Genomic DNA, 26,450 nt, shown 5'->3' on the forward strand with positions numbered 1-26,450 from the left:
GGCCTAGCCGATCTTCAGAACCGCTTTCGCGGCGCGGAGCGTGGCCTCGGGGCGGCCCGAGGCATCCAGCTCCTGCCACTCGCCCAGTGGCCCGCTGCCCTGCGCCAGCTGCCCCGCGAGCACCAGCGTATCGGCATCCGACCAGTCGTTGCGCCGTGCCGCGACGCGCGCGTCCAGCACCGGCTCGGGTGCCTCCAGCCAGAGGCCGGTGACCGGGCAGCCAACATCGCGCCCCAGGGCGGTGACCGCCTCGCGCCGTGCCGGATCAAGGAAGGTGCCGTCCAGCAGCACCGATTGCCCGGCCTCCAGCAACAGGCGCGCCCGCGCCAGCAGCCCCTCGTAGACCGCGCCCCGTGCGGCGATGCCATAGGCCGTGCCCGGCATCTTGCGCTCGCGCCCGACATGGGCCGCGCTCTTGCGGGCCTCGTCGGTGGACAGCAGCACCGCGCCCAGCTCGGGGGCCAGCGCCCGCGCCAGCACCGACTTGCCCGAGCCCGAGACCCCGCCCACCGCCACCAGCCGCGCAGGCGTCGGGCGCAGCACCGCGCAGGCCTGCGCCAGATAGGCCGCGATCTCCCGGGCGGAGGCGCCGGGCTGGCCGGTGGCCGCATCGGTTTGCAGCAGCACCATGGCCCTGATCATCGCCCGGACCGACAGGAACAGCGGGAAGGCGGCCAGACCGGCATCCTCCTGGCCCCCGGCGGCAGCCAGATAGGCCGAGAGCACCAGCGTCGCGGCGCGCGCCAGCCCCCGGTGATCCAGGTCCATCACCAGGAAGGCCAGATCGTACAGTACGTCGCAGGTGCCAAGGTCTTCGCTGAATTCAAGGGCATCGAAGGGGACGGGGGCGCCGTCGATCAGCACCAGGTTGCGCAGGTGCAGATCGCCATGGCCGCGCCGCCTGTGCCCGGCGGCGGCACGGTCCTCCAGCAGAGGGCCCTGCGCCTTCAGCGCCCTGCCGGCCTGCGCCAGGGCCTCGGGCAGCTGCGCGGTGCCGGGCGCGCCGGGAAATTCGCCAAAGACCCGGGCCAATTCCTCCAGGATCGCCTGCATCGGTGCGGCGCCGGGTCCCGGGCGGATCTCGGCCCCGGCATGGTAGGCCTGCACCATCCGCCCGATCGCCCCCGCCAGATCATCGTCCAGCGCGCCGCGCGCGGCCACGGCCTCAAGCTCGTTCTCGGCGGGAAAGCGGTGCATCCGCAGCACCCAGTCGATCACCGGGCCGGAGCCGTCGATCTCCGGGCTATCGCTTTCCGGGCCCTCGGTCACCGGCACGACATCGCGGTACAGCATCGGTGCGGCGGGGGCGTTCAGCGCCAGCTCCCGCTCCAGCAGGGCATGGCGCAGCTCCGGGGTGGAGAGGTCCATGTAATCGTAGCAGACCGCCCGCTTCAGCTTCAGCACGCTGTCGCCCAGCAGGAAGATCACCGCGCCATGGGTGTCGATGCGTTCGGGGTGCGGCCCGTCGGCGGGCGCGCCGAAGGCGGCGGGGGTGGAGAGAAACGCGATGGTTGCCGCTTGCGTGCTCATGGGGGCCTCCGTGACTGCGCGGACAGTCTGGCACCCGGCAACCGGCAAGGCCATGCGCTGGATCAAGTTTCCCGGGGCGCGCGCGTGCGGCCAGCCCCGGGGAAAGGACGGATCAGTCGGTGACCTTCTTCACGAACTGGGATTTCAAGCCCATCTGGCCGATCCCGGGGATCTTGCAGTCGATGTCGTGATCGCCCGCCACCAGGCGGATGCCGCGCACCTTGGTGCCGACCTTCACCACCGAGGAGCTGCCGCGCACCTTCAGATCCTTGATCACGGTCACCGTGTCGCCATCCTGAAGGATGTTGCCGACACTGTCGCGCACGACCGCTTCCTCCGCATCGGCGGGGGCATCGGCGGACCATTCGTTTCCGCATTCGGGACAGATCAGCAGGGCATCCACCTGGTAGGTGTAGGCCGAAGCACAGGACGGGCAGGGGGGCAGGGTATCGCTCATGATGCGGCCATAATCCCTGAGCGTCGCGCGGGCCAGAGGCAAATGCGCGCAGGCCCGGCGCGGTGCGCGCGGCGCAAACTCTTGAAAATCCCTTGCCGCAAGGGCCTGTGGAAAAACCTTCAACTTCCTGAATGAAAGGAAATTTCCGGACTTCCGGACACGCGGAAACCAGCCCATGCAAGTCAAAAATGTCGCAAAAAATCGCTTTCGGCAGGAACTCGCGGGTGGGGAAAGCACGTTGTTCCGGCACAAACCGCCCCGCTGCCGGGCGGCGCTGAAAAGGAGATAGACCGTGAAGAAGACCGCTGCCCTGTCCGCCCTCGCCCTCGCCCTTGCCCTCTCGACCGCCGTCGCCCTTCCGGCGCTGGCCTATGACGGCCCCGTCGACACCGTCACCGCCGACATGCCCGAGCCGGTGACGGTCACCAGCCCCTCCGTCGGCGGCTATGCCCGCGCACTTGAAGGCGATATCGACGCGGCCATCGTGGCGGCGCTGCAGACGCCCACCGGCGTGCCGGGCGGCATCACCGTGGCGACGACGCTGGACCGGATGGACATCGAATCAAACTACCAGACGCCCGAGCCCGACTACAGCGGCCTGCGTGGCACGGTCGAGGTTCGCGATGCCAATGGCGTGGTGCTGCGCCGCCTGCCGATCGACCTCAGGGCCGAGGCCGCCCCGGTGGTCGATGCACCGGCCAATGCGGTGATCGTGCCCCCGAGCCTCGATTCCTACTATGCCGCCATGGTCAAGGTCTTTGCCGAGAAGGCCGTGGGCGACATTCGCAGCCTGCCGGACTTCCAGGCTTCCTGATCCCGCCAGAAGCCGGATCCAGGGCCCCCGGTCTCACCGGGGGCCCTTTGCATGTCCGTCCCATTTTCTTGTTCGAAATACCTCGGGGGTCCGGGGGGCAGCGCCCCCGGGGCCGGGTCGGCGCGCCTCCCTCGCCCCAGAGTCCCCCGCCTCAAACTGCCCCGCGCCTCCTCAGCCCGCCCGCCACCAGCGGTCGTAATGCATCTCCAGCGCCGGGTGCATCTCGGCGCCCATGACATCGGGCTTCATGTGCCGGAACAGCGACCGCCAGTAGGGCTGCACCATCACCGCCTCCTCCAGCAGGATGGTTTCCAGCCGGGCCATGATGGCGCGCCGGGCCTCGGCATCGGCCAGCGACAGCGCCTGGTCGAGCAGCTGGTCGAACTCCGGGTTGGCCATCCCGGTCTCGTTCCAGGACGCGCCCGAGCGATAGGCCAGCGCCAGCACCTGCACCCCGAGGGGCCGCATGTTCCATTCCGTGGCCGAGAACGGGTAGCTCAGCCAGTCCTTCCAGAAGGTCGAGCCGGGCAGGATGGTGCGGCGGATCTTCAGCCCGGCGTCGCTGATCTGGGCGGCCACCGCATCGCAGGTCTCCGACTGCCACTGGTCGTCGAGCGAGATCAGCTCGAACTCGGTCTCCTCCAGCCCCAGGGCGCGCATCTGCGCCAGCGATCCCGCCGGGTCGGTCGGGATGCCCGGCACCTTCGCGTATTCGGGGTGGATCGGGCAGACATGGTGGTTCTCGGCCACCGTGCCGTCATTGTGGTAGCCCAGCTCCAGGATCACCCGGTTGTCCACCGCATTGACCAGCGCATGGCGCACCTGCGGATCGTCGTAGGGCGGATGGGCGCGGTTGAAGCGCACGGTCATCGTCGCGGCGGTCATCGCCTCGGATTTCTTCCAGCCCAGGGCATCGAGCCGGGCGATGAACTCTCCGGTGGACTGGTAGGTCATGTCGATCTGGTCGGCCTCGGCGGCGGCCATCCAGGAGGCCATGTCGGTGCCATGGTCGAGGAATTCGATCCGGTCGAGCCAGGCGCCCTGGCCCCACCAGGACCGGGCGGTGTCGCGCACCAGCACCTGGCGCTCTCCGGGCAGATTGGTTTCGGGCAGGTAAGGGCCGGTGCCGATGGCACCGACCGAAGGATCGCCGCCCCCGTAGGAAGGATGCACCAGCGCGGCGGGGTAATCGGCAAGGCTCGGGATCAGGGTGATGTCGGGGCGGGCGCAGGCCAGCTCGACCGTGTGTTCGTCGGGGGTCCGGATCGCATCGTCTCGGGCCTGGCCGGTGGCGGGATCGATCAGCGATCCCAGCCGCGAGGCCATGGAATTGCCGGCGGCGGCGCTGTCGCACCAGCGGGCGATGTTGAAGGCCACGTCCCGGGCGCCGAAGGCATCGCCGTTCGACCACAGCACATCGCGGCGCAGGTGCAGCCGGTAGAGCGTGGCATCATCGTTGACCTCCCAATGGCTGGCCAGCCGCCCCTCGAAAGTGCCGTCGCGCTGGTACTCGACCAGGTATTCCAGCCATCCGCGGGTGAAATTGGCCATCTCGGGCCAGTCGAAGCTGCGCGGGTCCTTCAGCGCCTTGCACGACATCTGCACCCGCAGCGTGCCCCCGGCCCGGGGCGCCTCCTGGGCGCGGGCCGGCTGGGCCAGCCCGCCCAGGGCATGGGCCGCGGCGCCCGTGAGCCCAAGCGCGGTGGCCCGTGCCAGGAACTCCCGCCGGTCCAGGCGACCGGCGCGGAAGTCGCGGGCATACATCCGGGCGGCGGGGTGGGGCGGGTCGTGCTGGGGCATTGTCCTCTCCGTGGCGGGACTCCGGGCATCCAGAATGCCACAGGCCTGCCCCTGGGAGGACACTTTTTCGGGTCATTTCTTCCGGATAGGGGAACCGACCGGTGCGGGGGCGCGGCCCCGGGGCGCCGGTCGCGCGTTCAGCGCGGGCCGCGCAGCGCATCCGGCAGGGCGCCGGTATGCTTCTGGATGAAGCTGGAGAAGGGAGCGGCGCCGCCAAAGCCCAGCATGTCGGCGATCAGCCCGACCGGCAGGCGGCCATCTTCCAGCATGGCGCGGGCTTCGTGCAGGCGGCGGCCTGCCAGCACCTCCTCGGGGGCCAACCCCGAGGTGCGCTCCAGGCTGGCCGAGAGGTCCTGCGGGCTGACGCCCAGGTCATGGGCCAGTTCCGGCACGCCGCGCGCGGTGCGGTAATCGCGCGACACCATCGCCGAATAGGCGGCCGCCAGGGTCTCGTGGGCATCGCGGGGCCGCGGGATCGACCGTTCGGCCCGCAGCATCCGCCGCATCCAGATCGACAGCAGCGCGGCATGGGCCTCCAGCGCCTCGGTGGCATGGGGGCGGGCCTCGGCCTGTTCGCGGCGCAGCGCATCCAGGGTCAGCGTCAGCTCGGCCAGCGCCGGCGGCGTGCGCACCGAGATCAGCACCGACTCCGTGGGAACCGCCACATGGGCGGAGGGCGGGATCTGCACCACCTCGCCATAGCTCTGGCGCCCGATCTCGAGGCTCATCAGCGCATGGGCCGGCACGAAGAGCACGCTGTTGGTCGACAGACCCCGGCGCCGCCCGTTGACGACGCAGCGCCCCTGTCCGCGCGCCAGGAACACCACCAGGTGGTGATCGCGTTCATGGGGCAGCTGCAGGCGCCACGCGCCCCCGGCGCAGAACCGTGACAGGGTCAGGCTGGTGACAGCGGGGGGCGATTGGTCGTTCACGGGTCGCAGGCTCCGGTTGGGGCTTGGTCGCTCCGGTCCAGGAAAGGAAAGGGGGGCCAGGAGGAAATCAGGTCGCGGGAGATCGGGAGGACATCCGGGAATGACCTCCGAAGACGCCCGATTGTACCTATCCAGAGGAAAATTGCAAAAGTTCTCCGGGAGTCAGGCGGTTCCAGCCCTGCATCCGGGCGCGAAACCAGCTGCGTTGACGTTTGGCATACTGCCGGGTGGCGATCACGGCACGATCCCGCGCCTCCGTCAGCGAAATTTCGCCGTGCAGATGGGCGATCAGCTCGGGTCCGCCGATGGCGCGGGACGAGGGCAGGGCGGGATCCCACCCGTCCAGGTTGGCCCGCGCCTCTTCCAGTGCGCCCTCGGCGAGCATCTGGTCGAATCGCCGCTCGATCCGGGGTGTCAGCCAGTCCTTCGGCGCCTCCAGCAACAGGGGCTGGGTGTCGGCCAGGGGCAGGCGGGGGGGCGGCGTCTCGGCCTGCCAGGCGGCCAGGCCGCGCCCGGTGGCCCGCAAAACCTCCCAGGCGCGCTGCACGCGCGCGGGATTGGCCAGGTCGATGCGCCCGGCGGTCTCGGGGTCAAGGGCGGCGATCATCTGCGCCAGCGCCCCGGCTTCGCGCAGGGCGTTGCCCTCTTCGCGCACGGGATCGGGGACCGGGGGGATCTCGGCCAGCCCCTCGGTCAGAGCGCTGAAGTACAGGCCGGTGCCGCCGATGATGATCAGCCGCTCGGGCCCGTCCAGCAGCTCCGAGACCTCGCGCAGCCAGTCGCCGACGCTGTAGGCGACATTGCGCGGCACATGGCCGAACAGGCGGTGCGGCGCGCGGGCTTCCTCCTCGGCGGAGGGGCGGGCCGACAGCAGCCGCCAGTTGGCGTAGACCTGCAGCGCATCGGCATTGACGACAGTGCCGCCTTGACGCGCCGCGATTTCCAGCGCGAGGGCGGTTTTCCCGGAGGCTGTTGGTCCGGCGATCAGAACATGCTGCCCGGCGGCGAGGCGCTTTGTCCCGGTCATGGGCAAACCTCTTCCATTCGGCAGAACTTCATGTTTTCCCGCATTGAACCCCCGGTGCATTTCGGACATTTTGCGCCGGATCCCAGACCCCGCGCCGCAGAGGAGTGCACCATGTCAGAAAGCGACCAGGACCCCAAGTACAAACGGGTTCTTCTGAAGATTTCGGGCGAAGCTCTGATGGGGCCGCAAGGATTCGGCCTGCACCCGCCGACCGTCGAGCGGATCGCGCAGGAAGTGAAATCGGTGCATGACCTCGGTGTCGAGATCTGCATGGTCATCGGCGGCGGCAACATCTTCCGCGGCCTGGCCGGCTCTGCCCAGGGCATGGAGCGCACCACCGCCGATTACATGGGCATGCTGGCGACCGTGATGAACGCGCTGGCGATGCAGTCGGCGCTGGAAGGCATCGGCGTCTTCACCCGGGTGATCAGTGCCATCACCATGAACGAGGTGGCCGAGCCCTACATCCGCCGCCGCGCCGTGCGCCACCTGGAGAAGAAGCGCGTCTGCATCTTCGCCGCCGGCACCGGCAACCCCTATTTCACCACCGACACCGCCGCGACCCTGCGCGCCAACGAGATGGCCTGCGAGGCGATCTTCATGGGCAAGAACGGTGTCGACGGGGTCTACGACAAGGATCCGAAGAAGCACGCCGACGCCAAGCGATACGACTACGTGACCTACGACGAGGCGCTGATGAAGAACCTCAAGGTCATGGATGCCTCGGCGATCGCGCTGGCGCGCGACAACCACAAGCCGATCATCGTCTTCCCGCTGGACGAGCCCGGCGGCTTCAAGGGCATCCTGGCCGGGCAGGGCACCTACACCACCGTTCACGACTGAGCTGGCCGGTGCGCGGCGGCGCGATCCCGTCCGGGTCTCCGGACGGGGTCGGACCCCGCGTCGCCCGGGCACCGAAATTCGGTGCCGCTCTATACAACATGCCGTGACTGGCGCTATAGGAACGGCAACTAAGCATACCTGAGGGGGACTGAGCAGATGTCCGACGAATTCGAGCTCGATACCGACGCTCTCTCGCGCCGCATGGAAGGCGCCATGAGCAACCTGAAGACGGAATTCGCCTCGCTCCGCACCGGCCGTGCCTCGGCCTCGATGCTGGAGCCGGTGATGGTGGAGGCCTATGGCACGCCCACCCCGATCAACCAGGTCGGTACCGTCAACGTGCCCGAGCCGCGCATGGTCACGATCAACGTCTGGGACAAGGGCATGGTCGGCAAGGTCGAGAAGGCGATCCGCGAAAGCGGCCTCGGCATCAACCCGCAGCTCAACGGCACCATCATCATGCTGCCGATCCCCGAGCTGAACGAGGAACGCCGCAAGGAGCTGACCAAGGTCGCCGCCCAGTATGCCGAGCACGCCCGCGTGGCCGTGCGCAACGTGCGCCGCGACGGCATGGACCAGATCAAGAAGGCCAAGGCCGACGGCATGTCCGAGGATGACCAGAAGTTCTGGGAAACCGAGGTCCAGGACCTGACCAACAGCTTCATCGCCAAGGTCGACAAGGCCCTGGAAACCAAGCAAGCCGAAATCATGCAGGTCTGATGCGCGTCCGCGCGCATCGACAGAAGACAGAAGGAGATCCCATGGCGCAGGACGAGGCATCCGTTTCGGTCAGGCCCGGACCACGTCATGTGGCGATCATCATGGATGGCAACGGCCGTTGGGCGACCATGCGTGGGCGCCCGCGGCTGTTCGGCCACCATGCCGGCGCCCGCCGGGTCCGCGAGATCGTCGAGGCCTGCCCCGACCTTGGGGTCAAGTACCTGACGATTTTCGGCTTCTCGACCGAGAACTGGAAACGCACCCAGATCGAGGTCGCGGGGCTGATGAGCCTGTTCCGCTCCTATATCCGCAAGGAGGCCCGCGCGCTGCGGGACCAGAACGTGCGCGTGCGCTTCATCGGCGACCGTCCGGGGCTGGACCACAAGCTTCAGGCGCTGATGGACGAGCTGGAAGAGATGACGGCGCATTGCACCGGCACCAACCTGACCATCGCGCTGAATTACGGTGGCCGCGACGAGGTGGCCCGCGCCACCAAGCGCCTGGCCGAGGATGTTGCCGCGGGCCGTCTGAACCCTGCCGACATCGACGTGGAAACGCTGCCGAAATACCTTGATACCTGCGTGCTGCCCGATCCCGACCTGGTGATCCGCACCAGCGGCGAGGCGCGGATTTCCAACTTCCTGCTGTGGCAGTCCGCCTATGCCGAATACGATTTCGTCGACACGCTCTGGCCGGATTTCAGCCGAGAGGTCTTCGGGCGCGCAATCGAGAGCTACAGCTGCCGGGATCGCCGCTTCGGCGGCGTCAAGGGCTGACGATGGCCGCGCGAAACTGGTCCGACCTGATGCCCCGGGTGCTGTCGGGGGTGGCGATGGTCCTGGGAGGCGGCGCGCTGATCTGGGCGGGCGGCAACTGGTTCCGCATCTTCATCGCGCTGCTCTGCGGGGGCATGGCATGGGAACTGGCGCGGATGATCGCGCCCTATGCGAAGACCCGCGCCCTGCAGATGGGGGGCATCGCGGCGGTCTGCGTCGCGCTGGCGATCTACCTGCCGGGCGGCATGGCGCTGCCCTTCCTGCTGATCCCCTCGATGGCGGGCATCGCGCTGATGCCGCAGCGCCGTTCGATGTTCCTGACCTTCTGCGCAATGATCCTGCTGGCCGGTTACGGCATGGTGCGGCTGCGCGATGATCAGGGGCTGGGCTGGCTGGCCTGGGTCGTGGCCGTCGTCGTCGTCACCGATGTGGCGGGCTACTTTGCCGGGCGGCTGATCGGCGGACCGAAATTCTGGCCCCGCGTCAGCCCCAAGAAGACCTGGGCGGGCACCACGGCGGGCTGGGTTGCAGCCGCACTGGTCGGGGTCTGGGTCGGCCATTACTCGGGCATGGGCCTTCAGATCGCCGCCGTCTCCGTCGCGCTGTCGATGGCGTCGCAGATGGGCGATATCGCCGAAAGCGCTGCCAAGCGGCGGGTCGGCGTCAAGGACAGCTCCAATCTCATTCCCGGCCACGGCGGGTTGCTGGACCGGTTCGACGGCATGCTGGGCGCGTCGCTCATGCTGCTGATCACCGGGCCCTGGACCGGGCTCTTCTTCATCGCGGGGTAAACCCATGCGCAGGATCACGATCCTCGGTGCGACCGGCTCCATCGGTCAGAGCACCATCGACCTCATTGCCCGGGATCCGGACGCCTATGCCGTCGAGGCGCTGACCGGCGGGCACAACATCACGCAGCTGGCGCAGGACGCCATCCGGCTGAACGCGAAACTGGCCGTCACCGCCCATCCCGGGCGGCTGGAGGACCTGCGCGAGGCGCTGTCGGGCACCGGGATCGAGGCCGCCGCCGGGCCGCAGGCCCTGATCGAGGCCGCCGAACGTCCCGCGGACTGGGTGATGTCGGCGATCATCGGCGCCGCGGGCCTGGCCCCGGGGCTGGCCGCGCTGCGCAAGGGCGCGACGCTGGCGCTGGCGAACAAGGAAAGCCTGGTCTGTGCCGGTCGGCTGATGCTGTCGGAGGCCGAGGCCCACAACGCCCGGATGCTGCCCGTGGACAGCGAGCATTCGGCCCTGTTCCAGGCGCTGGCGGGCGAGGATATGGCCAGCGTCGAGCGGGTCATCATCACCGCCTCGGGCGGGGCCTTCCGCGACTGGCCGATCGAGGCCCTGTCGCAGGCCACGCCCGAGCAGGCTTCGACCCATCCGAACTGGGCGATGGGGCAGAGGATCACCATCGACAGCGCCTCGATGTTCAACAAGGCGCTGGAGCTGATCGAGGCGCGCGAGTTCTTCCACCTCGATCCCGATCAGATCGAGGTGCTGGTCCACCCCGAAAGCCTGATCCACGCCATGGTCGGCCATGTCGATGGCGGGCTGCTGGCCCATGTCGGCCCGGCGGACATGCGCCATGCCATCGGCTATGCGCTGAACTGGCCGGAACGCGCGCCCCTGCCGGTGGAACGTCTGGACTTCGCGAAGATCGCCCAGCTGACCTTCCGCGCCCCCGATCCGGTGCGCTACCCCGCGCTGGAAATCGCCCAGCGGGTGATGCGGCGCGGCGGCCTGTCGGGCGCGGTGATGAACGCCGCCAAGGAAGAGGCGATGGACGCCTTCATCGACCGCCGCATCGGTTTCAACGACATGGCGCGCACCGTCTCGCGGGTTCTTGACCGTGCCGAGGGCGATCCGTCGCTGCTGGATGCGGATTTCACCCTTGATAACGTGCTCGGCGCCGACCAGATGGGTAGGTCATGGGCACGCGATGACCTGCCCGCCGTTACAGGAACTGGGACCGCATGACTTCTCTTCTGCCCGTCTTCGGGAGCACGCTCTACGTGGTCGTGGCCTTCGTGATCTCGCTGTCGATCATCGTCGCCATTCACGAATACGGGCATTACATCGTCGGGCGCTGGTCCGGCATCAAGGCCGAGGTCTTCTCGCTCGGCTTCGGGCCGGTGCTGGTGTCGCGCGTCGACCGCCATGGCACGCGCTGGCAGATCGCGGCGCTGCCCTTCGGCGGCTATGTCCGCTTCAAGGGCGACGAGGACGCGGCCTCGGCCACCCAGGACAGTGCGGCGATCCGCAACATGAGCGCGGCAGAGCGGCGCCAGACCATGCAGGGCGCCCCGCTCTGGGCCCGGGCGGCGACCGTGGCCGCCGGTCCGGTCTTCAACTTCATCCTCTCGACGGTGCTGTTCGCGGCGCTGCTGTTTGCCCGCGGCGACGTGGCCGAACCCATCGCGGTGGGCAGCCTGCGCGCGCTGCCGCCCGTTCAGGGCAGCACCCAGTCGGGGCTTGAGCCCGGCGACCAGATCCTGTCGATCGGCGGGGTCAGCCTTCAGGACGACCAGAGCACGGCCTCCATGCCCGCAACCAGCCTGCCGCGCAGCGCGCTGGTGGATTACGTGGTGCGCCGCGACGGCCAGCAGATCACCGTGCCAGGCCCCTATCCCTATCCGCCGCTGGTGGCGCAGCTCTCGCCCAATTCGGCGGCCTATGATGCGGGGCTCAAGCAGGGCGACGTGATCACCGCCATCGGGGATACCCCCGTGGTGGCCTTCGACCAGCTGCGCGAGGCGGTCGAGGGATCGAACGGCGCGCCCCAGGCCCTGACGGTCTGGCGCCCGGGCACCGGCAGCGACCTGCATTTCACCCTGGTGCCGCGACGGGTCGATGAACCGGCCGCCGACGGCGGCTTCACCACCCAGTGGCGCATCGGCATCGCCGGGGGCATGGCCTTCGAACTCGCGACGGAGCGCGCCGGGCTGTGGCAGTCGATCACCGGCGGCGTGACGCAGACCTGGTCGGTCATCGTGACCTCGCTCGACGGGCTGTGGAACATCGCCACCGGCGCGATTTCGTCGTGCAACATGACCGGGCCGATCGGCATCGCCAAGACCTCGGGGGCGATGGCCAGCCAGGGGCTTGTCAGCTTCGTCTGGTTCGTTGCCGCGCTCTCGACCGGGGTGGGGCTGCTGAACCTCTTCCCGGTGCCGGTGCTGGATGGCGGCCATCTGGTCTTCCACGCCTGGGAAGCGGTCACCGGGCGTCCGCCTTCGGACCGCGCGCTGCGGGTGCTGATGATCGCCGGGATGACCCTTGTTCTGGCCGTGATGCTGTTTGCGCTGACCAATGATGTGACCTGCCCCTGAGGCAGGTCCGTCGTGACTGCCGGGAAGCTGCCGACGGGTCGTGACGTGTTTTGACAATGGGGGGCTGACCCGGTACTCAGATTGCAAACAAAGAGCAGTCTAGACGGGACAGTCCACATGCCGAAGAACCACGCAGCGGGAACCGCCAGCGCCCCGGTCCGCCGCCGCCTGTATTCCGCTCCGCTTGCCGCGGCGCTTTTCATGATGGTGTCGGGTGTGTCGCTGTCGGTGCCGCAGATGGCGGCGGCGCAAAGCTACAGCTTCAACGCCGTCTCGGTGGAGGGCAATACCCGCATCCCCACCGGCACGATCCTGTCCTACGCGGGAATCGCCAAGGGCGCGAATGTCAGCGCCGCAGAGCTGAACGACGCCTACCAGCGCATCGTTGCCTCGGGCCTGTTCGAAACGGTGCAGCTGACGCCCCAGGGCGGCACGCTGAAGATCCAGGTCGCGGAATACCCGACGATCAACAAGATCGACTTCGAGGGCAATGCCCGCCTGAAGGACGATGATCTGGCCCAGCTGGTCAAGTCGAAGGTCCGTCAGGTCTACTCTCCCTCCCAGGCGGAGGCCGATGCCGCGCTGATCTCGCAGTCCTATGCTGCCCAGGGGCGCCTGGCGGCCAAGGTGACGCCGCGCATCATCCGCCGCTCCGACAACCGCGTCGACCTGGTCTTCGAGATCTTCGAGGGCGGCGTGACCGAGGTGCAGCGCATCTCCTTCGTCGGCAACCGCGACTACTCGGACCGCCGCCTGCGCCAGGTGCTGCAGACCAAGCAGGTCAACATCCTGCACGCGCTGTTCAAGAACGACACCTTCGTCACCGACCGGGTGGAATTCGACAAGCAGGCGCTGACCGATTTCTACCATTCGCGCGGCTATGTCGATTTCCGCATCACCGGCGTCAACGCCGAGCTCTCGCCCGAGCGCGACGGCTACGTGGTGACCTACAACATCCAGGAAGGACAGCAGTTCAAGCTGGGCAAGGTCTCGACCGTCAGCAACTACCCGGGCGTCGATGCCAAGGACTACCAGGATGCGCTGAAGGTCAAGCCGGGCATGGTCTACTCGCCCTCGATCATCGACAACTCCGTCACCCGTCTGGAACGCCTGGCCGTGCGCCAGGGCCGCGATTTCCTGCGCGTCGATCCCAAGATCACCCGCAATGACCGCGACCAGACGCTGGACGTCACCTTCGAGCTGAACAAGGGCAAGCCCATGTTCGTCGAGCGGATCGACATCCAGGGCAACACCACGACGCTGGACCGGGTGATCCGCAACCAGTTCCACACCGTCGAAGGCGACCCGTTCAACCCGCGCGCCATCCGCGAGGCAGCCGAGCGCATCCGCGCCCTGGGCTTCTTCAAGACCGCCGACGTGAACGCCCGCAAGGGCACCGCCGACGACCAGGTGATCGTCGACGTCAAGGTCGAGGAACAGCCGACCGGCTCGCTTTCCTTCGGGGGCACCTATTCGACGACCGACGGCTTCGGCCTGGCGGTCTCGCTGTCGGAAAACAACTTCATGGGCCGTGGCCAGACCGTCGGCCTGACGCTCTCGGGGGCCTCCTCGGACCAGGTCTACGGCGCCCGCTTCGTGGAGCCGAACCTGCTGGGGCGTGACGTGAAACTGTCGCTGGGCGCCAATTACGAGGCGACCGACAGCGACTATGCCGATTACGACACCGAGGTCACCAGCTTCACCGCCGGCCTGACCTTCCCGGCGGGCGAGCTGTCGACCTATACGCTGCGCTACTCGGCCCAGCTTTCCGACGTGACGCTGAACGATACCACCGTGGGTTCGCTGATCACCGCGGAAGCGGCGAAGGACCCGCAGCTGGCCTCGGCCATCGGCTACGGCTACAGCTACGACACCCGCACCAACGGCCTGAACCCGAACGCCGGTATGCTGTTCGAGTTCAACCAGGACTTCGCGGGCCTGGGTGGCGATGAGCAGTACATCAAGACCACGGCCAAGGCGATCGCCCAGACCAAGCTGATGAACGAGGAGCTGACGCTGCGCGCCACCTTCCGCGCCGGCATGATTAACTCGCTCGGCGACAGCCACACGCTGGTCACCGACCGCTATCGGATCGGCAACTCGATCATGCGCGGCTTCCAGCCCGACGGCATCGGTCCGCGCCAGCGCGACAGCGACGGCACCTACGACGACATGCTGGGTGGCACCACCTACGCGGTTGCCAGCTTCGACGCCGAATTCCCGCTGGGCCTGCCCGAGGAACTGGGCATCACCGGGGGCACCTTCCTGGACATCGGTTCGGCCTGGGGGCTCGATCAGTCGGCCTCGGATGTGCTGTACGAGGATGGCCCGATCCGGGTTGCCGCCGGTGTCTCGATCTTCTGGAACACGCCGATCGGTCCGCTGCGCTTCAACTTCTCCAAGGCGCTCAAGAAAGAGAAATATGACCAGACGCAAACCTTCGATCTGTCCATCCGGACGGATTTCTGAGGCCCCGCGTCGGGTGATCCTCGGCAGCGCGGCGGTGCTTTCCGCCGCGCTGCTGGTTTGCGGCGCTCCGGCGCTGCAGGCCCAGGATGGCCTCTCTCCGCCCGAGAGCGCCTCCGACGACGGTACCGGCGGGATCCATCTGCCGCGCTCTCCGGTGCTGATGATCGACACCGAACGGATGTTCTCGCAAAGCCGTTTCGGTCAGGAGCTGGCCCAGAAGGTCGAGGCGCAGGCCAATGCGCTGGCCGCCGAGAACCGGAAGCTCGAGGCCGAACTGGCCGATGAAGAGCAGAAGCTGACCGACGAACGTTCCACCATGGATCCGGCCAAGTTCCGCACCCTGGCCGATGCCTTCGACAAGAAGGTCACCCGCATCCGCCGCGAGCGCGAGGAGAAGGCCAAGGACCTGGGCCAGGATTCCGATGCCGCGCGCAAGAAGTTCCTGTCCGCCGCCCAGCCGGTGCTGAACGAGATCATGCGCCGGGCCGGGGCCGCGATCATGCTGGACCGGCGCAGTGTCTTCCTGGGGCGGGAGTCCGTTGACGTGACCGACGCCGCCGTTGCCATGATCGACGCGAGCCTGGCGCCCGTCGACAATGCCGCACCCGATGCCTCGGCCGCGCCGGCGGCGCCCGAGGCCGGCAGCGCCGAGCAGTTCGGCAAGGTCAATCCCGATGCCGCACCCGCGGCGCCGGCGGCCGATCCCGGCGATGGCCCGCTGCTGCCGGGGCAGGGCAAGGCCGCATCCCCCTGAGGCGGCAGGCGCCCCGGTGCCGGGGCGGGGCCTGACGCCGCGCCCCTCCGGCCACCCCCGCGCTTGCCGCAACGCGGCGGTCTTGCTAGGGGTTTGTCAAAGAACAGGCGCGGGCCGCCCGCGCGCAGTAACGAGGACAGACCCCCGATGAGCCAAGAGCTTCAGACCGCCGATATCGCGCGCATCCAGCGCCTCATCCCGCACCGCTACCCGTTCCTGCTGGTGGACAAGGTGATCGATATCGACGGCTACGCCTCGGCGACCGGTATCAAGAACGTCACCATGAACGAGCCGCATTTCACCGGCCACTTCCCCTCCAAGCCGATCATGCCCGGTGTCACCATCGTCGAGGCGATGGCGCAGACCTCGGCGGTGATGGTGGGCGCGGCGCTTGGCTTTGAAGACAAGAACGTGCTGGTCTATTTCATGGGCATCGACAAGTGCAAGTTCCGCCGCATGGTGGTGCCGGGCGACGTGCTGAAGATGGATCTGAAGACCGTGCGCGGCAAGCCGGGCGGCAAGGTCTGGAAATTCGAGGGCACCGCGACCGTCGACGGTGAGCTGGCCTGCGAGGCCGAGTTCATGGCGATGCTCGAAATGCCGGCGGAGGCCTGAGCCCATGGCCATCAGCCACGAAGCCTTCATCCATCCGCAGGCGCTGGTCGAGGACGGCGCCGAGATCGGCCCCGGCGCCAAGATCGGCCCGTTCTGCCACGTCGGCCCCGAGGCGGTCATCGGCGCGCGGGTCGAGCTGATGAGCCACGTGGTGGTGCAGGGCGTGACCTCGGTCGGCGAGGACACGCTGGTGCATCCCTTCGCGGTGCTGGGCGGCATCCCGCAGGACCTGAAGTTCAAGGGCGAGAAGACCCGCCTGACCATCGGCAAGCGCAACCGCATCCGCGAGCATGTCACCATGAGCACCGGCACCGCCGGTGGCGGCGGGCTGACCTCGGTCGGGGATGACGGGCTGTTCATGGCGGGCTGCCACGTGGCACACGACTGCCGTGTCGGCAACAACGTCATCCTGGTGAACAACTCGGCCCTCGCGGGCCATTGCGTCATCGAGGACGAGGTGATCATCGGCGGCCTTTCGGGCGTGCACCAGTGGGTGCGCATCGGGCGTGGCGCGATCATCGGTGCCGTGACCATGGTCACCGCCGACGTGATCCCGCATGGCCTTGTGCAGGCGCCGCGCGGCAAGCTGGACGGGCTGAACCTGGTGGGGCTGAAGCGCCGCGGCGTGGCGCGTTCGGACATCACCGCGCTGCGCGCCGCCTTCCAGATGCTGGCGCAGGGCGAAGGCCCGTTCCAGGACCGCGCCCGGCGCCTTGGAGACGAGACCGAAAGCGACTACGTGCGCGAGATCGTCGGTTTCATCACCGGTGAGAGCGACCGCTCCTTCCTGACACCCGGCAAGGCCTGAGGGGACGACATGAGCACGACTGAAGGACGCCTGGGCATCATTGCCGGAGGCGGCGCCCTGCCGCTGCTGCTGGCGCAGGTTGCGCCCGACGCGCTGATGCTGGCCGCCGAGGGCACTGCTTGCGGGCTGCCCGAAGCGGCGCTGACCCGCTTCCGCTTCGAGAAGATGGGCGGCCTCTTCGAGACGCTGCGCGCCGGTGGCGTGACCCGCGTGGTCATGGCCGGTGCCATCGACAGGCCGAAGTTCGACATTTCGCAGGCCGATCCGGTCTTCATGGAGCTTGCGCCGCAGCTGATGGCGGTGATGCAGGCGGGGGGCGACGATGCGTTGCTGCGCTTCGTGATCACGGTCTTCGAGGAGCAGGGCTTTGCCGTCGTCGGCGCCCATGACCTGCTGCCGCAGCTGACCGCCCCGGTGGGGCTGGTCGGCGGGCCCGAACCCTCGATGGCGATGCTGCGCGATGCGGAGCGGGGCCGGGCGATCCTGTCGGCGCTTTCCGCGCTTGATGTCGGGCAGGGCTGCGTGGTCGAACAGGGCAGCTGCCTTGGGATCGAGACAGCCCAGGGCACCGATGCGCTGCTGGGCTACGTCAAGGCGACGCCTGCGGGCCTGCGCCGGGGCGAGGGCGTCTTCTGCAAGTTCCCGAAGGTGGGGCAGGACCTGCGCGTCGACATGCCGGCGATCGGTCCGGGCACGCTCAGGGCGGCTGCCGATGCGGGGCTGTCCTGCGTCGCCATCGCTGCCCGCAAGGTGCTGCTGCTGGAGGCCGACACCCTGCCGGCCCTCGCGCAGGAGCTGGGCCTGTCGCTGATCGCGCAGGACGCCGGATGAGAGTCTTCGTCATCGCCGGAGAACCCTCGGGCGATGCGCTCGGCGGGGCGGTCATGGCGGGGCTGAAGGCGCTGGTCCCGGACGTGACGTTCGAGGGCGTCGGCGGCCCGCTGATGGAGGCCCAGGGCCTTTCCAGCCGCTTCCCGATGGACGAACTGTCGCTCATGGGGCTGGCCGAGATCCTGCCGAAGTACTTCCACCTGAAGCGGCGGATCGCGGAATGCGCCGAGGCGGTGGTGGCGAACCCTCCGGACCTGCTGCTGACCATCGATGCGCCCGATTTCAGCCTGCGCGTGGCGCGGCTGGTGAAGGCGAAATCCAACGTGCGGACAGTGCATTACGTGGCGCCGACGGTCTGGGCCTGGCGCCCGGGTCGTGCCGCGAAGATGGCCGAGGTGATCGACCATGTTCTGGCGCTTTTCCCGTTCGAGCCGCCGCTGATGCAGGCTGCCGGGATGGACTGCGATTTCGTCGGCCACCCGGTGGTGACGCAGCCCGTCGCGGATGCGGCCGAGGTCGCGGCCTTCCGGGCGAAACACGGGATCGGGGGGGCGCCGCTGTTGCTGGTGCTGCCCGGTTCGCGCCGGGGCGAGGTTGCGCGCCTGGCGCCGGTCTTCGGCGATGTTCTGGGGCGGCTGTCTCAGGAGGTGCCCGGCCTGCGTGCGGTGCTGCCGGCGGCCGGCAATGTCGCGGCCCAGGTCGAGGAGCAGGTGGCGGGCTGGCCGGTCAGGCCGCTGGTGCTGGATCCGCGCGGTCAGGATGCGGAGGTCTTCGCCGCCTCGAAACGGGCGGCCTTCGCGGCCTCGGACCTGGCGCTGGCAGCCTCGGGGACGGTCTCGCTGGAGCTCGCGGCCTCGGACACGCCGATGGTCATCGCCTACAGGATGCACTGGCTGACCCAGGAGATCATCCGTCGCAAGCTGCTGGTGGATACGGTGACGCTGGTGAACCTGGTGGCGGAGAGCCGGACCATTCCCGAGTTCATCGCTGATCGATGCCGGTCCGAGCTGATCGCTCCCGCGCTGCGGGACGTGCTGGACGCGCCGGGCGCCCAGGAAGAGGCGATGCGTCTGACGATGGAGCGGCTGGGACGCGGCGGAGAGCCGCCGGGGATGCGGGCGGCGCGGGCAATCCTGGCGCGGCTGTGAGGGAGGGGGCGCTGCCCCCGTCGCCTGCGGCGACTCCCCCGGGATATTTCGGGCCAGATGACAGGGGAGCCGGGCCGGCTCCGCAGGAGACAGCAGGGGTGGACCCGGCTCGATGCCGGGTCCGCCCCTGCGTTGGTCATGTATTGGTAAGATCTGGGGGGCGTAGGTAAGGTTACCCGATCAGTGGCCGCGCCAGATCCAGCCGCCGCCCAGGATGCGGCTGTCGCCTGTCTCGTAGAAGACGCAGGCCTGGCCGGGGGAAATGCCCTCTTCCGGGGTCAGCAGCTCCACCTCGGCTTCGGTTTCCGAGATCGGGCGCAGGATCGCCTCGCGCGGCGGACGGGTGGAGCGGACCTTGACCGAGATCTCGTAGCTTTCCCGGTCGGTGAAATTGCCTTCGCCCAGCCAGTTGATCTCGCGAATCGGGACGCGGCGGGTGGAGAGCATCTGCTTCGGGCCGACGATCACCTGCTTGGCATCGACGTCGAGCTTCACCACGTAGAGAGGCTCGGAAAGCCCGCCGATGCCGAGGCCGCGCCGCTGGCCGATCGTGTAGTGGATCACGCCGGTATGGGTGCCGAGGATCCGACCATCGGCATGGACGATCTCTCCGGGTTCGGCAGCGCCGGGGCGCAGCTTTTCGATCACCGAGGCGTAATCGCCGTTCGGCACGAAGCAGATGTCCTGACTGTCGGGCTTGTCGGCAACGGCGAGCCCGTATTCCGCCGCCAGCGCCCGGGTCTCGGCCTTGGAGGCCAGGTGGCCCAGCGGGAAGCGCAGGAACGCGAGCTGCTCGGGCGTGGTCGAGAACAGGAAATAGCTCTGGTCGCGGTTGGCATCGGCGGCGCAGTGCAGCTCGGGGCCGTTTTCGCCCATCTTGCGCTGGATGTAGTGGCCGGTCGCCATGCAGTCCGCGTCGAGGTCCTTGGCGGTCTCCAGCAGGTCCTTGAACTTCACCCGCTCGTTGCAGCGGATGCAGGGCACGGGGGTCGCGCCCGCAAGGTAGCTGTCGGCGAATTCGTCGATCACGGCATCCTGGAAGATGTTCTCGTAATCAAGGACATAGTGGGGGAAACCCATCTCTTCCGCGACACGGCGCGCATCGTGGATGTCGATCCCCGCGCAGCAGGCGCCCTTCTTGGCCAGCGCGGCGCCGTGATCATAGAGCTGCAGCGTCACGCCGATGACGTCGTAGCCCTCGGACTTCAGCTTGGCGGCCACGACTGAGCTGTCCACGCCGCCCGACATGGCGACGACGACGCGCGTCTCCTGAGGGGGCTTCGGGAAGCCCAGAGAATTCAGTCCGGTGGCGGTGTCCAGTCCCATGGCGGCTCCTGACTGCCCCGGGGTGGATGGATCGGGGCGCAAAGACGGTGAGAATATAGGAAAATGCGAGATACTCTCAACCCCGCGTTTCACCCCCCGTTAAATCGGCGGCCCAAGGATAGGTCTGTTCCACGGAGGGTCGGAGTGATGTATCTCAAGAAGGTTCAGGGGCCAAGGGCGGTCACATTGCCGGACGGCCGTGTGATGACGCGCGCGGATCTGCCGCCGCCCGAAACGCGACGCTGGGTGGCTTCCCGCAAGGCGGCCGTGGTAAAAGCCGTCGTGCATGGTCTGATCACCCAGGACGAGGCGCAGGAACGATATGCGATTTCCCCCGAGGAATTCCTTGAATGGGTGAGTGCCGTGGCCAATCATGGTGAAGAGGCCCTGAAGGCCACCGCCCTGCAGAAATTCAGACAACCCTGAGCTGATGAACATTTCAGGAATAATCGGTAACGTTGAGTTAACCAATTGGCGTCACCATCGTTCAAGTCTGGGGATTAACGGAGAAAGCTGGCATGCGTGTGCTATTGGTGGAAGACGACCCGACCACGTCGAAGAGTATCGAGTTGATGCTGACCCATGCCAATCTGAACGTCTACACGACGGATCTGGGTGAAGAGGGCATCGATCTTGCGAAACTTTACGATTACGACCTGATCCTGCTGGATCTGGGGCTGCCGGACATGAACGGCCACGAGGTGCTGCGACAGCTGCGGCTGGCGCGGATCGAGACGCCGATCCTGATCCTGTCGGGCGCCGACGACACGGAAAGCAAGCTGCGCGGTTTCGGCTTCGGGGCCGATGACTATCTGACCAAGCCCTTCCACCGCGAGGAGCTGGTGGCGCGTATCCACGCGATCATCCGCCGCTCCAAGGGCCATTCGCAATCGGTCATCCGCACCGGGCGGATCGAGGTCAACCTGGATGCCAAGACGGTGGAGGCCGACGGCAAGTCGGTGCATCTGACCGGCAAGGAATACCAGATGCTGGAACTGCTGAGCCTGCGCAAGGGCACCACCCTGACCAAGGAGATGTTCCTGAATCACCTCTACGGCGGCATGGACGAACCGGAACTGAAGATCATCGATGTCTTCATCTGCAAGCTGCGCAAGAAACTTTCCACCGCCACCGACGGCGAGAATTACATCGAGACGGTCTGGGGCCGCGGATATGTGCTGCGCGATCCCGAACCCGCGCGGATCGACGAAAAGCGCATGGCGCTCGGCGCCGGCTGACGGCGCGGCAGAGGGGCGACGGGCGCGACATGCTCGGACTGGACCTTGGATGCGACGCCCCCTATCACTCGGCTTGACGACCCCGTTCGGGGACACAGGTTCGAGTGAAGGGGGCGTTTGCCATGGCGCAGGAAAAATCCGCTGAAAACAACGGGTCGGACGCGGCTGACGTGACCGGGATGACCCGGGATCAGGCCGCGGCGGAACTGGCGCGGTTGGCGCAGCTGCTGGGGCAGGCGAACCTGGACTACCACCAGGCCGATGCGCCCGAGCTGAGCGATGCGGAATACGACCGGCTGAAGCGCCGCAATGCGGAGATCGAGACCGCCTTCCCGGATCTGAAACGTGCCGACAGCCCGTCGGAGCAGGTGGGTGCGGCCCCGGCAGAGGGTTTCGGCAAGGTCCGCCATGAACAGCGGATGATGTCGCTGTCGAACGCGTTCGAGGATTCCGATGTCGAGGATTTTGCCGCCTTCCTGCGCCGCTACCTGAACCTCGTGCCCAATGCGGCGCTGGCCTGTACGGCGGAGCCCAAGATCGATGGGCTCAGCCTGTCGCTGCTTTATGAAGACGGCAAGCTGGTGCGCGCCGCCACCCGGGGCGATGGCGAGGAGGGCGAGAATGTCACCGCCAACGCCCGGACCATCCCCGACATCCCGCAGGAGCTGCACGGCGCCCCCGACCGGCTGGAGGTGCGCGGCGAGGTCTACATGAGCCACGCCGATTTCCAGGCGCTGAACGCGCGCCAGGAAGAGAAGGGCGCCAAGACCTTCGCCAACCCCCGCAACGCCGCCGCCGGATCGCTGCGCCAGCTGGATGCAGAGATCACCCGTGCCCGTCCGCTGAAATTCTTCGCCTATGCCTGGGGCGTGCTGTCCGAGCCGCTCTCGGACACGCAAATGGGTGCGATTGAACGTCTCAAGACCCTGGGATTCCAGACCAATCCGCTGACGAAGCTGTGCGAGACCTCGGCGCAGATGCTGGCACATTACCACGATATCGAGGCGCAGCGCGCCACGCTGGGCTATGATATCGACGGCGTGGTCTACAAGGTCAACGATCTGGGGCTGCAGGCGCGCCTCGGGTTCCGGTCCACCACGCCCCGCTGGGCCATTGCCCACAAGTTCCCCGCCGAACTAGCCTGGACGCGGCTGGAAGGCATCGACATCCAGGTCGGGCGCACCGGCGCGCTCTCGCCGGTTGCGCGGTTGCAGCCGGTCACCGTGGGCGGTGTCGTCGTTTCCAACGCCACGCTGCACAACGAGGATTACATTCGCGGCCTCAACAACACCGGCGAGGAGATCCGCGAAGGCAAGGATATCCGCGTCGGCGATTGGGTGCAGGTCTACCGCGCCGGGGACGTGATCCCGAAGATCGCCGATGTGGACCTGTCGAAACGCCCCGAGGACGCCCAGCCCTATGCCTTCCCGCAGGTCTGCCCGGTCTGCGGCTCCGAGGCGATCCGCGAGGAAGGCGATTCGGTTCGCCGTTGCACCGGCGGGCTGATCTGTTCCGCGCAGGCCTTTGAAAAGCTGCGCCATTTTGTCTCCCGCAATGCTTTCGACATTGAGGGGCTGGGCGCCAAGCAGGCCGAGTTCTTCCATGCCATGGGCTGGATCGCAGAGCCCGCCGATATCTTCACCCTGCCGGCGCGCGATGCCGCCGGCGAACGCCTGGTGCGTGATCCGAAGGCGGCGCTTGCCGCGCTGGAGGCCGCCGAGGAACAGCGGGGCGAGGCGATGGCCCGCATGGCCGAGATGCTGCGCGGCGCCGGCGTCCCGGTGGATGACACCGATGCCGATCACATCGCCGCCGCCATCCGCCACCTGGCAAAGACGCCCTTGGCGCAGGTGAAGGGCTGGGGCTCCAAATCCGCGGAAAACCTCTTTGCCGCCATCGACACCCGCCGGGTGATTGAGCTGAACCGCGTCCTTTTCGCCCTTGGCATCCGTCATGTGGGCGAGGTCGTCGCCGCCGATATCGCCCGCCATTTCGGCACCTGGGAGCGCATGGTCGCCACGCTCGACGCCGCCCGCGCCGCGCAGGAACGTCACCTTGCCGCCGAGGCCGCCGAAGTCGCCGAGCGCGCCGAGGCGAAGAAGGACGGGCGCCGCGCCTCTCTGAAGGCCGCGCGCGATGCCGTCTGGGCCGAGGCGCCGGAGGTGGAGCGCGCCTCGGTTCTGGCCTGGGAAGAGCTGGTCGGGATCGAGGGGATCGGCGCCAAGGTCGCCGCCTCGCTGACCGCCGCCTTCGCGCAGGAGGCCGAGCGCGCCTCGATCGACCGGCTGGTGGCAGAGCTGAAGATCCAGGCGGTCGAGGCGCCGCAGACCTCCGACAGCCCGGTCGCGGGCAAGACCGTGGTCTTCACCGGCACGTTGGAAAAGATGACCCGGGCCGAGGCCAAGGCCCGCGCAGAGGCGCTTGGCGCCAAGGTCTCGGGCTCTGTCTCGGCCAAGACGGATCTGCTGGTGGCGGGGCCGGGGGCGGGCTCCAAGGCCAAGAAGGCGGCGGATCTGGGCGTGGAAACCATTGACGAGGACGGCTGGCTCGCCCTCATCGGCGACGCATGAGCGGGCGGCCGGAACCGCTTTTCCCGCTCTTCGCGCAGCTGGCCTCGCTGCCGGGGGTGGGGCCGAAGACCGCGAAGGCGCTGGAGGCGCTGCATGTCACGCTGCCGCGCGACCTGCTGTTCCTGCTGCCCCATTCCGCCATCGACCGGCGCCGCCGGGCAACGATCAACGGGCTGGTGCTGCCCGCCACCGCCACCGTGGCGGTGCGGGTGCTGCGCCACATGCCGCCGCGCGGGCGGGGCGCCTACCGCATCCAGGTCGCCGATTCCGAGACCCAGTTCGACCTGATCTTCTTCCACGCCCGCGCCCCCTATCTGGAGCGCATCCTGCCCGAGGGCGAAGAGCGGCTGGTTTCGGGCCGGCTGGAACTGTACGACGGGCGTGCCCAGATGGCGCATCCCGATTACGTGCTCCCGCCCGAGGAGACCTCGGAGATCCCGGCGTTCGAACCGGTCTATCCGCTGACTGCCGGGGTCACCCAGAAGGTCATGGCGAAGGCCGTCGCCGCTGCGCTGGAGCGCGCGCCCGAGTTGCCGGAATGGATCGACGCCCAGCAGAAGGCGCAGGCGGAATGGCCCGACTGGAAGCGCGCGCTGACCTTCGCCCATCTGCCCGAACGCGGCGGGCCGCCCGACCCCAAGGACCCTGCGCGCGAACGCCTGGCCTATGACGAACTGCTGGCGCATCAGCTGACGCTGGCACTGGCGCGCAACCGCAGCCGGGCGTCGCGGGGGCGCGAAAGCCATGGCGACGGGCGGCTGCGCGACAAGGTTCTGGCTGCGCTGCCCTATACGCCCACCGGCGCCCAGACCCGCGCGGTGAAGGAGATCGCCGCCGACATGGCCGCGCCCGAGAAGATGATGCGCCTGTTGCAGGGCGACGTGGGTGCCGGCAAGACGCTGGTCGCGCTGATGGCGCTGCTGGTCGCGGTCGAGGCCGGCGGGCAGGGCGTGCTGATGGCGCCGACGGAAATCCTGGCGCGCCAGCACCTTGCGGGCCTGCAACCGCTGGCCGCTGCCGCCGGTGTCCGGGTCGAGATCCTGACGGGCCGCGACAAGGGGGCCGAGCGTCGCCGCAAGCTGGAGGATCTGGCGAGCGGCGCGATCGACATCCTGACCGGCACCCATGCGGTCTTCCAGGACGAGGTGGTCTATCACGATCTGCGGCTGGCCATCGTCGACGAACAGCACCGCTTTGGTGTCCGGCAGCGGATGCAGATCGGCCGCAAGGGGCAGGCGGCGGACATGCTGGTGATGACCGCGACGCCGATCCCGCGCAGCCTGTCGCTGGCGCAATATGGCGACCTGGACATCTCGGTGCTGGACGAAAAGCCGCCCGGTCGCCAGCCGATCCGGACCTCGCTTGCCGGAACCGACCGGCTGGACGAGGTGGTTGCGCATCTGAATCGCGCCACCTCCGAGGGGCAGCAGGCCTACTGGGTCTGCCCGCTGGTCGAGGAAAGCGAAAGCTCGGACCTGACCTCGGCCGAGGTGCGGTTCAAATACCTGCGCGCCGCCCTGGGCGAGGGGCGGGTGGGGCTGGTGCATGGCCAGATGCCTGCCGAAGAGAAGGACGCCACCATGGCGGCCTTCCAGGCGGGCGATCTGGACGTGCTGGTCGCGACCACGGTGATCGAGGTCGGCGTCGACGTGCCCAATGCCACGATCATGGTGATCGAACGGGCCGAGGCCTTTGGCCTGGCGCAGCTGCACCAGCTGCGGGGGCGGGTCGGGCGTGGATCCGGCAAGTCGACCTGCCTGCTGATGTACCAGCCGCCGCTTTCCGAGAGCGCGACGAAACGGCTGGGCCTGATGCGCGAGACCGAGGACGGTTTCCGCATCGCCGAGGCCGACCTGCACATGCGCGGCGCCGGGGATCTGATCGGCACGGCGCAAAGCGGGCTGCCGCGCTTCCGCGTTGCCGATCTGGAAACCCAGCCGCAGCTGATGGCCGTGGCGCAAAGCGATGCCCGCGCCCTGCTGGCCCGTGATCCCGAGCTGACCTCGGAGCGGGGACGGGCGGCGCGGATGTTGCTCTGGCTCATGGGACAGGACGAGGCAATTCGCCTGATTTCAGTGGGTTAAGCTTTTATCCCCTGATTTGTCCCTGTTTGTTCTCAAAAGTTCTTAAAAAGTTCTTTACTGGGACGGAGGGATGTGAGAACAAATCAGCAACGGAACCGATCACAGGGAACAGACCGATGCTGAAGACCTTCCTCCGCGTATGCCGCCGCTCTCCGGGCACCATGATGGCCGATGTGATCGGCGTGGCCGCCCTGGGCGTGCTTCTGGTCGGTTCGCTGTATCTGCCCGGCTCCTTCGCCTGACGCCGGAGCCACCGCTTTCAAGAGATCGCCGTTGCGCCCCAGGGCGCCGGCCCGCCTGCACCGCAAGCTGCCTTAGGGCCCTTCCGCTCCCCAATGGGAGGTCCGGTTGCCTAGCCGGAGCGCCGGGTTTGCCT

General features: G+C 68.0%; 24 protein-coding genes. 18 read left to right on the forward strand and 6 right to left on the reverse strand.

Annotation, left to right across the window (positions count from 1 at the left end; all coding sequences use genetic code 11):
• Positions 1 to 3: 3 nt before the first annotated feature.
• Together KM176_RS04800 and KM176_RS04805 are read right to left on the reverse strand one after the other, a co-directional pair.
• Positions 4 to 1,530 carry a bifunctional aminoglycoside phosphotransferase/ATP-binding protein gene (locus KM176_RS04800; protein ID WP_160891043.1) on the reverse strand — a complete coding sequence of 509 codons (1,527 nt, stop codon included), beginning with the start codon at positions 1,528 to 1,530 and terminating at the stop codon, positions 4 to 6.
• A gap of 112 nt (positions 1,531 to 1,642) precedes the next feature.
• The gene (locus KM176_RS04805; protein WP_160891042.1) at positions 1,643 to 1,987 is read right to left on the reverse strand and encodes a zinc ribbon domain-containing protein YjdM; all 345 of its coding nucleotides are present in this window, start codon (positions 1,985 to 1,987) and stop codon (positions 1,643 to 1,645) included.
• Positions 1,988 to 2,279: 292 nt separating this feature from the next.
• On the opposite strand from KM176_RS04805, the gene KM176_RS04810 reads away from it, so the two are divergent.
• Positions 2,280 to 2,801 carry a hypothetical protein gene (locus KM176_RS04810; protein WP_160891041.1) on the forward strand — a complete coding sequence of 174 codons (522 nt, stop codon included), beginning with the start codon at positions 2,280 to 2,282 and terminating at the stop codon, positions 2,799 to 2,801.
• Positions 2,802 to 2,972: 171 nt separating this feature from the next.
• Here the strand turns inward: KM176_RS04810 and KM176_RS04815 are convergent, their stop codons facing one another.
• The 3 genes from KM176_RS04815 to miaA form a co-directional block, all read right to left on the reverse strand.
• On the reverse strand, positions 2,973 to 4,601 hold the full coding sequence (locus KM176_RS04815; RefSeq protein ID WP_236045171.1) for an ABC transporter substrate-binding protein: 1,629 nt from the start codon (positions 4,599 to 4,601) through the stop codon (positions 2,973 to 2,975).
• Positions 4,602 to 4,738: 137 nt separating this feature from the next.
• Positions 4,739 to 5,533 carry an AraC family transcriptional regulator gene (locus KM176_RS04820; RefSeq protein ID WP_160891040.1) on the reverse strand — a complete coding sequence of 265 codons (795 nt, stop codon included), beginning with the start codon at positions 5,531 to 5,533 and terminating at the stop codon, positions 4,739 to 4,741.
• Between the two features lie 127 nt (positions 5,534 to 5,660).
• Positions 5,661 to 6,560, reverse strand: coding sequence for a tRNA (adenosine(37)-N6)-dimethylallyltransferase MiaA (gene miaA, locus KM176_RS04825; protein ID WP_160891039.1), 900 nt, complete (start codon positions 6,558 to 6,560; stop codon positions 5,661 to 5,663).
• 111 nt (positions 6,561 to 6,671) lie between these two features.
• Here miaA and pyrH point away from each other — a divergent pair, with 111 nt between their 5' ends.
• The 12 genes from pyrH (at position 6,672) to lpxB (ending at position 18,856) form a co-directional block, all read left to right on the forward strand.
• Entirely contained in the window at positions 6,672 to 7,403 is a 732-nt protein-coding gene (pyrH, locus tag KM176_RS04830) for a UMP kinase (RefSeq protein WP_160891038.1), read from the forward strand.
• Positions 7,404 to 7,559: 156 nt separating this feature from the next.
• Positions 7,560 to 8,123, forward strand: a complete 564-nt coding sequence (gene frr / locus KM176_RS04835) for a ribosome recycling factor (protein ID WP_160891037.1) — start codon at positions 7,560 to 7,562, stop codon at positions 8,121 to 8,123.
• A 41-nt stretch (positions 8,124 to 8,164) separates the two neighbouring features.
• Positions 8,165 to 8,899, forward strand: a complete 735-nt coding sequence (gene uppS / locus KM176_RS04840; RefSeq protein WP_160891036.1) for a polyprenyl diphosphate synthase — start codon at positions 8,165 to 8,167, stop codon at positions 8,897 to 8,899.
• A 2-nt stretch (positions 8,900 to 8,901) separates the two neighbouring features.
• Positions 8,902 to 9,690, forward strand: coding sequence for a phosphatidate cytidylyltransferase (locus tag KM176_RS04845; RefSeq protein ID WP_202397667.1), 789 nt, complete (start codon positions 8,902 to 8,904; stop codon positions 9,688 to 9,690).
• Between the two features lie 4 nt (positions 9,691 to 9,694).
• Complete coding sequence (gene dxr, locus KM176_RS04850) at positions 9,695 to 10,879, forward strand: 1-deoxy-D-xylulose-5-phosphate reductoisomerase (RefSeq protein WP_160891035.1); 1,185 nt, start codon at positions 9,695 to 9,697, stop codon at positions 10,877 to 10,879.
• A complete protein-coding gene (gene rseP / locus KM176_RS04855; RefSeq protein ID WP_160891034.1) occupies positions 10,876 to 12,231 on the forward strand; it encodes an RIP metalloprotease RseP in 1,356 nt (451 codons plus the stop codon). Before dxr ends, rseP begins: the two co-directional genes overlap by 4 nt.
• 117 nt (positions 12,232 to 12,348) lie before the next feature.
• Positions 12,349 to 14,700, forward strand: coding sequence for an outer membrane protein assembly factor BamA (gene bamA / locus KM176_RS04860; RefSeq protein WP_160891033.1), 2,352 nt, complete (start codon positions 12,349 to 12,351; stop codon positions 14,698 to 14,700).
• Between the two features lie 13 nt (positions 14,701 to 14,713).
• Positions 14,714 to 15,454, forward strand: a complete 741-nt coding sequence (locus KM176_RS04865) for an OmpH family outer membrane protein (RefSeq protein ID WP_160891032.1) — start codon at positions 14,714 to 14,716, stop codon at positions 15,452 to 15,454.
• Between the two features lie 147 nt (positions 15,455 to 15,601).
• Positions 15,602 to 16,069: a 3-hydroxyacyl-ACP dehydratase FabZ gene (fabZ, locus tag KM176_RS04870; RefSeq protein ID WP_160891031.1), complete on the forward strand. Its 468-nt coding sequence runs from the start codon at positions 15,602 to 15,604 to the stop codon at positions 16,067 to 16,069.
• A gap of 4 nt (positions 16,070 to 16,073) precedes the next feature.
• Positions 16,074 to 16,877: an acyl-ACP--UDP-N-acetylglucosamine O-acyltransferase gene (lpxA, locus tag KM176_RS04875; protein ID WP_160891030.1), complete on the forward strand. Its 804-nt coding sequence runs from the start codon at positions 16,074 to 16,076 to the stop codon at positions 16,875 to 16,877.
• A 9-nt stretch (positions 16,878 to 16,886) separates the two neighbouring features.
• Entirely contained in the window at positions 16,887 to 17,708 is an 822-nt protein-coding gene (locus KM176_RS04880; RefSeq protein ID WP_160891029.1) for an LpxI family protein, read from the forward strand.
• Complete coding sequence (lpxB, locus tag KM176_RS04885) at positions 17,705 to 18,856, forward strand: lipid-A-disaccharide synthase (protein ID WP_160891028.1); 1,152 nt, start codon at positions 17,705 to 17,707, stop codon at positions 18,854 to 18,856. Before KM176_RS04880 ends, lpxB begins: the two co-directional genes overlap by 4 nt.
• Before the next feature lie 180 nt (positions 18,857 to 19,036).
• On the opposite strand, the gene mnmA is transcribed toward lpxB, so the two are convergent.
• Positions 19,037 to 20,182 carry a tRNA 2-thiouridine(34) synthase MnmA gene (gene mnmA, locus KM176_RS04890; RefSeq protein ID WP_160891027.1) on the reverse strand — a complete coding sequence of 382 codons (1,146 nt, stop codon included), beginning with the start codon at positions 20,180 to 20,182 and terminating at the stop codon, positions 19,037 to 19,039.
• A gap of 147 nt (positions 20,183 to 20,329) precedes the next feature.
• On the opposite strand from mnmA, the gene sciP reads away from it, so the two are divergent.
• The 5 genes from sciP to KM176_RS25140 all read left to right on the forward strand — a co-directional run bounded on the left by sciP (position 20,330) and on the right by KM176_RS25140 (position 26,316).
• On the forward strand, positions 20,330 to 20,608 hold the full coding sequence (gene sciP / locus KM176_RS04895; protein ID WP_160891026.1) for a CtrA inhibitor SciP: 279 nt from the start codon (positions 20,330 to 20,332) through the stop codon (positions 20,606 to 20,608).
• Positions 20,609 to 20,700: 92 nt separating this feature from the next.
• On the forward strand, positions 20,701 to 21,420 hold the full coding sequence (ctrA, locus tag KM176_RS04900) for a response regulator transcription factor CtrA (protein WP_160891025.1): 720 nt from the start codon (positions 20,701 to 20,703) through the stop codon (positions 21,418 to 21,420).
• A gap of 179 nt (positions 21,421 to 21,599) precedes the next feature.
• Positions 21,600 to 23,990 (forward strand): NAD-dependent DNA ligase LigA, encoded by a 2,391-nt coding sequence (gene ligA, locus KM176_RS04905; protein ID WP_375372107.1) that lies wholly within the window; start codon positions 21,600 to 21,602, stop codon positions 23,988 to 23,990.
• A complete protein-coding gene (gene recG / locus KM176_RS04910) occupies positions 23,987 to 26,074 on the forward strand; it encodes an ATP-dependent DNA helicase RecG (protein WP_160891023.1) in 2,088 nt (695 codons plus the stop codon). The genes ligA and recG overlap by 4 nt, the downstream gene beginning before the upstream one ends.
• A gap of 116 nt (positions 26,075 to 26,190) precedes the next feature.
• The gene (locus KM176_RS25140) at positions 26,191 to 26,316 is read left to right on the forward strand and encodes a hypothetical protein (protein WP_268946099.1); all 126 of its coding nucleotides are present in this window, start codon (positions 26,191 to 26,193) and stop codon (positions 26,314 to 26,316) included.
• The last annotated feature ends 134 nt before the right edge of the window (positions 26,317 to 26,450 follow it).

Origin of the sequence: Pseudooceanicola endophyticus (assembly GCF_018760365.1) — a bacterium.
Classification (GTDB): Bacteria; Pseudomonadota; Alphaproteobacteria; order Rhodobacterales; family Rhodobacteraceae; genus Pseudooceanicola; species Pseudooceanicola endophyticus.